Origin of the sequence: Pseudoalteromonas sp. McH1-42, from assembly GCF_022347845.1 — a bacterium.
Classification (GTDB): Bacteria; Pseudomonadota; Gammaproteobacteria; order Enterobacterales; family Alteromonadaceae; genus Pseudoalteromonas; species Pseudoalteromonas rubra_D.
On the sequence record NZ_JAKRFU010000001.1, the window covers coordinates 183,910 to 196,062 of the forward strand.

Below are 12,153 nucleotides of genomic sequence, written 5' to 3' on the forward strand. Positions count from 1 at the left end.
TGAATTGGCGATTTATCCTGAGCATTTATAGGATTTAAAGTAAAAAATACATTTGTCATGCTCAAAGGCCAACATAAGGACATTCGTCCTGTACTTAAATGCAGGTAAAATTGACCATTGGGCTTTAGAACTATACAAGGTTTATATATGGAAAAGGTATTTCACCTGGGTCTTTCGAAAGCAGATCTCAACGGTGCAACACTGGCTATCGTACCTGGCGACCCTAAACGTTCAGAGCGTATTGCTTCGCAACTCGACAACCCCAAATGTTTGGCTCAAACCCGAGAGTTTCATGTTTATCTTGGCGATATCAACGGCCAATCCATCGTGATTTGCTCAACCGGCATTGGTGGGCCCTCTACTTCGATTGCTATTGAAGAGCTCGCTCAACTGGGTGTAAATACCTTCCTTCGTATTGGCACCACTGGCGCTATCCAGCCACATATTAACGAAGGTGATATTCTGGTCAGCACAGCTTCTGTGCGCCTTGATGGTGCCAGCCAGCACTTCGCCCCACTTGCCTACCCGGCTGTGTCTGACTTCCACTGTACCGCGGCCATGGTCGAGGCTTGTGAACACATGGGCGTCACCTATCACACGGGCATTACTGCTTCGAGTGATACTTTCTATCCGGGTCAGGAACGATATGATACCTTCTCAGGATACGTACCAAAAGCATTTCAGGGCTCATGCGAAGAGTGGCAAAAGCTCAATGTAATGAACTATGAGATGGAATCAGCTACCCTGTTTACTATGTGTGCTGCGCTGGGACTAAAAGCAGCCTGTGTTGCAGGCGTGTTGGTTAACCGTACCCGTCAGGAAATCCCGAACGTCGATCATCAGATGGTTGAAAAAAATGCGGTCTCTGTTGTCATCAAAGCCGCTGAACTGGTACTGGAAAAAGCAAAGCAGGCTTAAACCTGCTTTGACTCTATTAGATAATAATGTAGCTTTAGCGTTTCGTTAAAGCTGCTTATTACAGCTTCTGTCACCGCACGCTGGTTTTCTCTTCCTTTTGTTTCTACCAAAGTCGCCCGCTCCAGCTTAGCCTCAGCTAGTATTTCACCGCTCATAGCCAACTGGCTCAGCGCACTTTGCATCGGTGATAAACTTGGGCTGTATGCTGCATTTTCGACATAGCGACCATAAAAACGCTTGCCGTTTTTCATCACCAACTCAGCCGCTGCTATGTTTTTGGTGTACGGTGCATAAACCTGGCTAAGGTGACTGACCAGCGTATCGGATAGCTCATCCACCTTATTAATTGCTACCGGAGCACTGTCAAATAGTGATTCCTGATTGCCTAAATCTGTGGGCCCAAAGTCTCCCGGCAGCAGCTGCGTTAACGTCGTCTCCCCTGTTGGAAGAGTGATTTTCAGCTGTTTTGCATTACTTAGTTCATTCATAAACTGGCGACAGTAACCACAAGGAGCAGCCGTAATATCCAAGCTGGTAATTTCCTTAGCGCCATTCAGCCACGCGTTGTTAATAGCAGCTTGCTCGGCATGCACCACCAAAGACAACGCCCGGTGCGAAAACTCCAGATTAGCACCCAGAAAATAGTGATCACTGTGCTTATCGTATGCCACTGCACCGACCAGAAAAGAAGAGATAGGGGCCTGAGCAAAGCTTGCTGCATATGGCAACAACGCCTGCCCTAACTGAGCTTTACTGCAACCCAATAAGGCCTGAATATGAGTTTGAAGTTCTGAATTTAGTACGCCGTTGGCGGTTTTACACGCTTCCAGTACGGAAGGAATTAGCTTGTTGTCAGTATCTGCCATATATCGTTATTATTCGCACAGGCTTGCGCCTGTACAGCGCTGTTTTGCGCTTGTTTCATGGCAGACCAGTTTACGCCTGAATCAGCTTTTACTCAACCATTCCTTAGCACTTTTGAAGCACTCAAAATTCTCAGCGTTAATGCCAAATCGCTGAACCTTTTGCAAGAACAAATCATGCATAAACCCTTCAATACCCACCACTCTGGCAATCTGCATATTTTTCACCTGATGTGCGACTTTTGGCATGATATTAACCACATCTATTGCTGCAAACCGGTGCTCCAACTCAGAAACATCCACCAACAACTTACTACTCTGGTGTTTAGAAGCATAATTGTTCGCCGCCCTGTAGGCATTAACAACATCGTCTACCCCTGCTTTCCCTCTAAGGGTCATCATGATCAGGGTTGTGGTTTCATCATATGTGATACTGGTTGAAAGCGTTGACATTTCAGCCTCTGACTATTGCCTTAATTCGTGTTAAGCGCGTTTACAAGGTAGCAGGGGATTCTAGTTAATTAAGAATTGATGTCAACAAAACAACCATAAAAAACTAGATAAAATGAAAAAACCAACCCTATAGGATTGGTTTTTGTTATGAGGGGATAAAACTGCTATTGCAGCAAATTAAATTAACCCGTATTTCTTAGTCCAGCCGCAATACCCATCATAGTGATCATCAATGCACTGTCTAAGTCCTGATTATCTTTGTCCCGGGTCCGTTTAAGTAACTCAACCTGAAGCACATTAAGTGGATCGGTATACGGATTTCGTAATTCAATTGATTCACGGATCCAAGGTTGTGCTGATAGTAGCGAACCTTTTGGCGCATACTTTTCAATAAATAGCGTAGCCTCAGTCAGCTCCTTGCGCAAAGACTCCCCGAGTGGGCGCAATTGCGCCGGCACCAGGCGCTCATCGTAGTATTCGCTTAGCCAGAGATCTGTTTTACAAAATACCATCTCAAGCATCTCGAGACGTGTTCTAAAAAATGGCCACTGCTCACTCATCTCACCTAGCAGTGCCTCACCATGCGCCTTCACGACACTTTGTATGCCAGCCAAAGCACCAAGCCAGGCTGGTAACATTAAGCGATTCTGACTCCAGGCAAAGATCCAGGGAATGGCACGAAGACTTTCTATCCCACCTTGAGGTTTACGTTTAGCCGGACGAGAACCCAAAGGTAACTTCGCCAACTCAATTTCAGGCGTCGCAGCCCTGAAATAAGATACAAAGTCTGCATTCCCGCGAACAAAATCCCGATATTGATTACAAGAGTGCTCACTCAGCAGAGCCATGGCATCGCGCCAGTCAGACTTAGGTTGTGGCGGCGGACAAAGGTTATTTTCTATAATCGCACTGGCGTACAGAGACAAGCTTTGAATGGCGACGGGTGTCAGGCCAAATTTGAAACGGATCATCTCTCCTTGCTCCGTCACACGTAAGCCATGACTCAGTGAACCTGGAGGCTGTGAACGCAGCGCCTGTGCAGCAGGCGCCCCACCCCGTCCAATGGTACCGCCTCGGCCATGGAACAGATGCATCTCAACCTGGTATTGCTCGCCTACTTCAATGAGCTGTTCCATCGCAAGATACTGTGCCCAGCCAGCAGCCATCATGCCCGCATCTTTGGCAGAATCGGAATATCCAATCATGACATACTGCTGCTGGCCCACATGTCCTTTATACCAGCTTGAGTCGAATAACTGCTGCATCACCTTCTGTGCATTATTCAGGTCATCCAGTGTTTCAAAAAGTGGTGCTACAGGCAGCTTAAACTGACACCCGCTTTCCTGAAGTAACAGTTCAACAGCCAGTACATCGGATGCTTCTTTGGCCATAGAGATAATATAGATCCCCAAAGCGGCTCTATCCTGGTTGGCAATAACAGCAAAAGTATCAAGCACTTCTTGTACTTCCTCGCTGGGTTGCCAGTGCTTTGGTAACAATGGGCGCCGCGACGATAACTCAGACAACAGAAACGCCTGCTTGTCCTGCTCAGACCATTGTCCGTAATCTCCCACGCCCAAATAGCGTGTTACTTCAGAGAGCACATCACAGTGCCTGCCTGAGTCCTGACGAATGTCCAATTTACACAGCTGTACACCAAAGCATCTTAATCTGTGCATGACATCCAGCAACATACCATTGGCCACCACTTCCATTCCACACTCGGTCAGCGAGCGATAACAGGCATTTAGCGGCGTCATCAGTTGTTCTTTTGAGCGGACCTTATCCTGATACGAACTGGGTTTATGTTTGATCTTGTGCTCCAGCGACAATATCGTCTCATTAATATCAGCTTTGAGTTGTTTGAGTAACGCCCTATATGGTTCCGGATGGTCCCCGGTCAGTTTTTTTAATTCGTCATTCGCCGGCGCCATAGAAAGTTCAGCACTCAGCACATCCAAATCACGATAATACAGATCCAGCGCCATCCAGCGTCCATGATCAAGCACGCTTTGAGTCACTTGGGCAGTCACATTGGGATTACCGTCTCTGTCTCCCCCCATCCAGGAAGCCAGACTAATCGGTGCATATTCTTCCGGGAGCGTGATACCAAGTTGACCTTCAGCAAGCTGAGTGAGTGTGCGGGTAAATTTAGGCACCGCATCCCACAGGCTATTTTCAATAACAGCAAAGCCCCATTTTGCTTCTTCAAGAGGGGTTGGACGCTTGTTCCTGATTTCATTGGTATGCCATGCCTGGCAGATCAGCTGCTCGATCCGCGCGATGACTTCATTCCGACACAAGCTGCTATCCTGACATGCAGCCAGCTCAGACAGACAATCACTCAGCTCAACATGCTTACTGATCAAAGTGCGACGGGTTACTTCCGTTGGGTGTGCCGTAAGTACCAGTTCAATAGATAAATTTTCAATTACTTCAGCAACTTTATGCTGTTCTGTCTCACCCTGATTTACTTTTCTCGTGATTTCAGACAAGGTGGTTTGCAGAGTCTCAAATGGACCTTGTGGGCATCCTGAGTCAGAAATGGTGTGTTGCTGCTCTGCAACGTTTGCCAGGTTAAGGAAATGGCTAAATGCCCGACATACAGGCAGTAGCTCTTCATCAGGCAAGGACTGCAGGGTTTCAATTAACGTTTCTCTCGCCTGTACATCACCACCGCGTGACGATTTCGCCAGGTGTCGGATCAACTCAACTTTTTCGAGTACCTCCGCTCCCTGGGAATGGGCGATAGTGGTGCCTAACAGCTCGCCAAGCAGACTCACGTTTCTTTTCAATTCTGTGTATTGCTGTTGCATAACTTGCTCCCTGAACAATTTTCACTCACTCCAATATACTGACTATACAAAGAAAAAGAAAAGATACTTTGATGACAGACAGAGGCAAAAAGTTATAAAAGCCACAAATGCAATTAATTATCATTTATTGTTTGACATATAAACATTCTCAAGTGATAATCATTCTCAATGAAGTCCTAAACACCTCGTTGCTCGATTCTCCGTTTCCGGCTTCATTAACGTTGATATGCCAACGACTTTTCACAGGGGGAGTTGGTAAACGTACTCATTTACTTGCTACATTGCTCATATCAGTGACGGTTGATATGTATCAGAAAAGCCCGAAAGGGCTTTTTTTATTCTGCTTCAATCGCTTATACTATTCACTTGGCATTACTACTAGCTAGCACCGGCGCAACCCAGACTGCTATACTCTGCACTCAGGTCTGGTGATTTACAACATCGGTTATGAAGGAGAACGCTCATGTGGCAAAAACTTACTTACGCACTGGCCTTTGTCGGCCTGCTCGCCAATACGCCCGCTGCACAAGCCGGGCTCGAAGAAGGTATTGCAGCAGCCAATGCCGGACAATTTGATGTTGCTCTCAAAGAATTCAGATATCTTGCTGATATGGGATACGCACCAGGTATCTACGAGCTAGCCAAGATGTATGAGGGTGGATATGGTGTACCGAGAAATCCACATAAAGCGGCTGAGCTTATGCAGCAGGCGGTTAAACTTGGCAGTGCCGACGCCATGTTTTCATTGGCTGTCATGTATGAGCAAGGTAAAGGCGTAAAAATCGACAAGCAAAAAGCTGTCGACCTGTTTATGGCAGCAGCCAGAAAAAACATGCCCGCCGCGCAGTTTAACCTCGGCGTGATGCACGCCAACGGGGATGGAGTAACACAAGATTATAACCAGGCTAAGTTCTGGTACGAACGTGCCGCCGCTAATAACTATACACTAGCCATGTTCAATCTTGCGCTTTTGTATTATCAGGGACTCGGTGGAGAAAAGAACATTCAGCGATCCTACATCTGGAACACACTGGCAGAGTATAATGGCTACCGCCCAGCTTCAACCAGTCGCAGGCTGGATGAAAAAAGCATGTCTCGCTCACAGCGAGAGGATGCACAAGAGATAGCTGATACCATTTATCACAAAATCCAGGCTGGAACCTATATAGCAGGGTCGCAAATTACAGAAGACTGATCTGCCCTAAAGCAATCCGTGTCACTCATTCACCGTTGCACGGATTGCCATTCATCCCTTAGTCTATTCACCAAGTGATTACCTCCTCAAATACCATACCAGTCAGTACTCAAAATTTAGATCCAACTATCACACAATGTGAACATTAAAGCACTAGGAAAATAGATCATCTGAATTTAGATAACAGGCTGTTAAATTTAAATAATTCTTTTATTTTATGTTGTCCAGTGAAGATTTCTGCCACCCGATATGATTTAATCGCCCATCCCCGATATAGGGACATTTTGATAACTTATAAAATATAAAAGGACATATAGATGTTTAAGTATTCTAAAGTCGCTCTTAGTATTGCTACCTGCTTCGTACTCACAGGATGTCTTGAAGTTGAGGACAACGATGACAATCAAAAGCTGGTTGAGCAACTTGAACAACAGAATTCAATCATTCAGGAACAGCTTGATATTACTAAGCAGCAACATGAAACTACTCAAGCACCGATTACAATAACAGGTAGAATCGTCAGCGTTTCTGAAGGTGTGTCAGCCAGTGATGCTTAAATTAGTGTTTTGGTAGAAGGACAGTGGCGTGATTCAAGTACTGTAAATGAGCAGGGACAATTTTCCATTACAAAACTGCCAGCCAATACTGAAGTACTCGTTAAGGTTTCCAGCGCGAAGGAAGCATTTTTAACTCGATACTTCGCAGTCAACACGCCATCTTCATCTATCACCCGAGAAACCACCTATGATTTACTTGACCTTGAAGTTTCAGCAGGTTACACAAAAGAGTTTACCGTTCTTGAGTCAGGTACAGGTGATATTCTAAAGGCGCTTTCAATTTGGTCCGCAGACATAGTTGTTGATGAAGGTATACAAAGCCAGTCGATTCCACGCGACGCCTACCTGGAACGAATGACCAAGGAATATGGCCAAAAAGCGGTGTTCAATGAAGATAAAGGTGTATATCAGATCTCTTTGGCGAAAGATTTACCATCCGCACTGTACTACCAGGCAGACATCAACGAAGATAAAATTGCGGATTACCGGCCAGAGTTCACGAGTTACGACACTGACGCAGATTCTATGATATTGGTTTCAGCCGACAACGTTAGGGACACAGATACTTTCCACTTAGAGCCAGTCGAGCAACAAGCCTATACATTGGCATTAACAGTGTTGGATAGAAATGGCAATGTAATTGAAGTGGACCGTGTTGTGGCACAGGGCAACGACATGGGTGCACAATTTGCCACGCTGAACGCTGACACCGGACAATATGAACTGGATGCAAAGTACTTTGGTGATTTAACACTCCAAATCCCTGGTTTTGTTAGAGGTGATGTCGCTTTCAGCAGCGCTACTGTGCATATTTCCGACTTAAACGAACATAACGAGTCTTATAGAATCAATGCCAATGGCTCCGATATCACTGTAGACCTGGTAGACAACACGCTTAACCTGGTTGTGAAAGTGTTTGACAGCCTTGTTGAGGAAACGAGCGTTGTGCTAGTTCAAAGCAAAGCCATGCACACAGCAGAAGATTATGCTGAATTGTACTTTAACGTGCCAGTCGCAGTTGAAGCCAGTTCTATTAAACTCAAAAAGAATCAAGATATAGCAATCAGCAGTGAAAACGGCATCACGACGGTTGATGCAAAACCAATAACTGTTGCTGCAAATACATCAACAGACTTAAATAACACCCGCTTGAGAATTACACCAGAAACTACTCTCGACGTTGGTAGTTCATATTCAATAGAACTGTCAGAAATACAAAACCTGGCATCAGGCAAAACAGAAAATATTTATTACAGACCTGGATTTACATTGGTCCATTCTGGCAGTGATTTCGAGCCCGAATCAATTGTAGCTGATAACAACAACTATCTCGAAAATGACCAGCTTATTCTCACTAAGAATTCAGCTGTTGAAGAGAGTCAACACTATAGACCATACAGCAGTGTCGATTTGTATTTGCCGATTAACTTCAGTAATGTAGAGTACTTTGGTATTCAGCTTACAGGCTATACCAGAGATGGGGAAGAGTATGAGCACAACAGAGATATGTCCATCATTGAAAATGGTGAGATGGTAACCTGGAATGCAGTGGAAGTTGTGCGTACACATCAACTCGCGAACAACGAGCACATTAGCTATACCTATCATTACACTGAAATTAAAGCCGGTACAACTCTGGCAAACGGTAACTATATTCGGGTATGGACTAATGTTGCCTTGAATGACAATACAGCCGATACCACCAACGAAGTTTCATTTACCTACAAGCTACAGCTTAAGGGCGATAAGACGATTAAAACTGGCACTATGACTTTACCTGTTCGATAACACGATTACATATAGTATCTGCTTTCAATCAAGGCGGTTCAATAGCGAAAAACAAGCCGTATTTGCGGCTTGTTTTTTATCAATTTTAGAAAATATCACCAAGTCTAATAGCCAAACAGCCGGCTGCCCACCAGCATAGTCAATGTTGTGATCACCACAATCGCAAACAGGTTCATAACAAAGCCTGCCTTGATCATATCACGGATTTTTATCTCTCCGGATCCAAACACAATGGCGTTTGGCGGTGTTGCCACTGGCATCATAAAGGCACAACTTGCCGCCATAGCAGCAGGTATTACCCAGATGAGCGGTGTGCCGGCAATTTGCTCAGCGACAGGACCAAGTAAAGGTAAAAAACCCGCAGCCGTAGCCGTGTTACTGGTCAGCTCCGTTAAAAAGGTAATGAGCGCAGCAACAGCCAATACACCCAGCACCAAAGGTATTGCACTGGCGCCGGCCAGCATGTTGGCAATGTACTCAGCCAGCCCCGAGCCTTTAATCTGGGACGCCAGTGTTAAACCGCCACCAAACAACAATAAGATCCCCCAGGGTACTTGCTGCGCGGCTTGCCAGTCCATTAGGCGAGTATCACTGCCACTCTTTGCTGGCAGAACAAATAGCAAAAGCGCAGCCGCCATAGCAATTCCCGTGTCGGTAATGTCCAGACCTGTCCAGCTTGCCAGGTAAGGTCGGCTGATCCAGCTAACTGCGGCAAAAACAAAAACAAGCAGCACATTTTTTTCGGCCAGGCTCATGCGACCTAATTCACCTAATTGCTTGGTAAAAATTTGCGTCAAATCTGTGTCATTATTGGTTTTTTGCACTTTAAACGCAAAACGCGTCAACCACACCCAGCACAATAAAATCATACCAAATGTGAATGGAACAGCCATCACCATCCATTGCGCGAAACCAATTTTTATCTGATAGTTTTCCCACAGATATGCGACCATCAACGCGTTGGGAGCGGTGCCAATAATGGTCCCTACTCCGCCCAGACTCGCGCTATAGGCAATCGCCAGCAACAGGGCAATACCATAGTTATTATCCTGAGATTGGTTATCCTTCAGTACATGAATCACTGACAAGGCAATTGGCAGCATCATTAAAGTGGTCGCTGTATTGTTGATCCACATAGATAGAAACCCGCTGACCAGCATCATTGCCAGGATCTGAGTCTTAGGATTGTTTCCACTGCGTAACATGGTATGCAAGGCAATACGTTTGTGTAGCTGCCATCTTTCCATTGCAATAGAGATCAAAAAGCCGCCAAGGAACAAAAAGATCAGCGGGTGTGCGTATAAACTCGAAGCAGATTTAATGTCGTTTATTCCCGCCAAAGGCACCACAAGCAAAGGCACCAGAGAAGTTGCCGGTATGGGCACAACCTCACTGACCCACCAGATCCCCAGCCATAGCGCAAGTCCGGCAGTACGCCAGGCTTCAACACTCATCCCTTCAGGGGCTGCTGTCAAACACGTCAGCAGCATAAATGCCGGACCGAGCAGCAGACATAGCCTGTCGGTCCAGAGTTTTGACTTCTTCAAATTATCCATTACTTATATTTTTACCTGGATTTAACACTCTGGGCGTATTATGCCAGTAAAATAAGTACAGAGTATGGAAAATCTGTCTACTGTGCCGATATGGACAACGTCATTCCACTGGCACTTTGGTAACCTTTTATACCGATAAACCAGTTACCAGCGCCAGGTGCATTGAAAGTACAGGTTTCTGCATTGCCGCTTTTATAAGGACGACAATCGTAGCTATTGTCCCCAACCTCTGAGCCATATTTAACATACAGGTCACCATCCCCCACTCCGCCCGACAATGTCACGGTCAAAGACTGATACCCATTGCCCAGAGATTGAGAAAAGTTAACCCAGCCGCCCTGCGCCACTGATAAGTTAGATTCGGTACGATTGATGGGAGCTGGCGTGGTCCCACCTTGTTGATACTCGCCTACCAAAGAGACATTCTGAATCTCATTCCAGGCTTCAACCATGACATAATAAGTCCCTTCACTGACGTTACTAATGGTGCAGGTTTCATTGCTGCTCGACGTAGTGCTTTTACAGTCATAGCTTTGCAGTGTTGGCTTAGAGCCGTACTTAACATACAGATCTGCATCTCCCGTGCCGCCTGATGTTTTAAAAGTCAGGTTACTGCTACCAGCAGGTACAGCCAGAGAAAAATCATGCTGAGACTTAGCTATGCCGCTAATACCCGTTTTTGGCACACCATTTTGTAACTTGCCAGGATCAGGCGGTGGAGTAGAACCGGCGTTTTTACCCATTTCAGCCAGATAAGCGACCGCCAGTTTGGCAAATTTACTGGCATGTGTAGCATCAAACGAAGTGTCATTGCTGGTGTGTATTTTTCTGTTGATTTCAGACATCCGGGATTCGAAAGGCATAGAGGCTGCAAACCCCTGTTGATACCAGGAAGCATGATCTGAACAGCCGTAACCACACTGATCATAGCCATAACTTAAATTGGGTAAATAGGCGTCAAGCAGCTGCGACAAAAACTGATTCTGACCACTGTTGGTGTAATCCGTAATCATGGTGATGTCCTGCGTACTGCCATTATTTCCGGTCATGTCAAACTGCACCATGCCGACCACATTTTTACCCTGAGACTTGTAATCTTGTGCAATGGCTTTAGAGCCTCTCAGGCCCACTTCTTCAGCCGCAAAGCCCATGATCTGAATCGTCCGTTGGGGTTTGTAATCCGCTGCGACCAGAGCTTTAAGCGCTTCTGTTAACACGGCAATTCCAGATGCATTATCATCTGCACCTGGTGCTCTACCCGTCGTAGGACTAGACTGATTGATAGAGTCGAGGTGTCCACCAATAACGACGATTTCACTGGCATTCTCGGCTCCGGCTATCGTCACAACAACCGACGATTGAGACCAGCTATGGTTATAAAAATCTACACTGATGTCACTGCGAGACTGTGTGATTGATTGCCAGTTTTGTTTAATCCACTGAGCCGCATCTACTCCACTTTGCTGCGTATAATAACGGTTATGGAACGCAGTAAGATTCGCTACTGTGCTATCCAGGCTCGTGGTGCTCACCTCTCCTATCATAGCGTTAACCATAGCTGGGTTATCTATGGTGTACGTCTGCAATGGTTGGCTAGTATGTGCCTGACTCAGTTGGGACAGATACGCCTCGGCGTCAGCTTTCGATTCATGGGCAACAAACCCACCACAGCGGTGGTAGTTTTCATGCATAAAATGACTGAGTTCACCATGCTCTATCTCATCAAGCTGCGCTATGCTAACACCTGGGATTGCACTCACCTGTGCGTTAACGTATTTACCTGTCAGCAGGTTTTGTAACTGATAATGTTGCCCGGCCATGGTATCTAGTGTGATCCAAGCTCTTTCGGGCTCTAACGGTACACTAGCAAATGCTGCACCGCCTGAGAAAAGTGTAAAGTTCGCGGCCATTAATAAGCTCAGCACACGAACGGGTCGTTGAACTATCATCGCAACACCCCTTAATTAATGTGATTGAACAAAAAAAAGGGAGCGATATGCTCCCTTA

Annotated in this window: 9 protein-coding genes; 4 read left to right on the forward strand and 5 right to left on the reverse strand. The window is 45.8% G+C overall.

Annotated features, from left to right (window positions below):
* Positions 1 to 147: 147 nt before the first annotated feature.
* Positions 148 to 918, forward strand: coding sequence for a uridine phosphorylase (udp, locus tag MHN31_RS00740; RefSeq protein WP_125557141.1), 771 nt, complete (start codon positions 148 to 150; stop codon positions 916 to 918).
* Here udp and cdd read toward each other — a convergent pair.
* The 3 genes from cdd to ppc form a co-directional block, all read right to left on the reverse strand.
* Positions 915 to 1,784 (reverse strand): cytidine deaminase, encoded by an 870-nt coding sequence (cdd, locus tag MHN31_RS00745; protein ID WP_125557143.1) that lies wholly within the window; start codon positions 1,782 to 1,784, stop codon positions 915 to 917. The genes udp and cdd overlap by 4 nt on opposite strands.
* Before the next feature lie 81 nt (positions 1,785 to 1,865).
* Complete coding sequence (locus tag MHN31_RS00750) at positions 1,866 to 2,234, reverse strand: hypothetical protein (protein WP_010381034.1); 369 nt, start codon at positions 2,232 to 2,234, stop codon at positions 1,866 to 1,868.
* Positions 2,235 to 2,416: 182 nt separating this feature from the next.
* Complete coding sequence (ppc, locus tag MHN31_RS00755; RefSeq protein ID WP_239443169.1) at positions 2,417 to 5,050, reverse strand: phosphoenolpyruvate carboxylase; 2,634 nt, start codon at positions 5,048 to 5,050, stop codon at positions 2,417 to 2,419.
* Between the two features lie 463 nt (positions 5,051 to 5,513).
* Here ppc and MHN31_RS00760 point away from each other — a divergent pair, with 463 nt between their 5' ends.
* From MHN31_RS00760 to MHN31_RS00770, 3 genes are all read left to right on the forward strand, one after another.
* Positions 5,514 to 6,245: a tetratricopeptide repeat protein gene (locus tag MHN31_RS00760; protein ID WP_125557147.1), complete on the forward strand. Its 732-nt coding sequence runs from the start codon at positions 5,514 to 5,516 to the stop codon at positions 6,243 to 6,245.
* A gap of 317 nt (positions 6,246 to 6,562) precedes the next feature.
* On the forward strand, positions 6,563 to 6,802 hold the full coding sequence (locus MHN31_RS00765; protein WP_239443170.1) for a hypothetical protein: 240 nt from the start codon (positions 6,563 to 6,565) through the stop codon (positions 6,800 to 6,802).
* Positions 6,803 to 6,811: 9 nt separating this feature from the next.
* A complete protein-coding gene (locus MHN31_RS00770) occupies positions 6,812 to 8,590 on the forward strand; it encodes a hypothetical protein (RefSeq protein ID WP_239443171.1) in 1,779 nt (592 codons plus the stop codon).
* 104 nt (positions 8,591 to 8,694) lie between these two features.
* On the opposite strand, the gene MHN31_RS00775 is transcribed toward MHN31_RS00770, so the two are convergent.
* Both MHN31_RS00775 and MHN31_RS00780 read right to left on the reverse strand, forming a co-directional pair.
* A complete protein-coding gene (locus MHN31_RS00775; protein ID WP_138537933.1) occupies positions 8,695 to 10,146 on the reverse strand; it encodes a DASS family sodium-coupled anion symporter in 1,452 nt (483 codons plus the stop codon).
* A 77-nt stretch (positions 10,147 to 10,223) separates the two neighbouring features.
* Positions 10,224 to 12,095, reverse strand: a complete 1,872-nt coding sequence (locus MHN31_RS00780; protein ID WP_239443172.1) for a M28 family metallopeptidase — start codon at positions 12,093 to 12,095, stop codon at positions 10,224 to 10,226.
* Between the last annotated feature and the right edge of the window lie 58 nt (positions 12,096 to 12,153).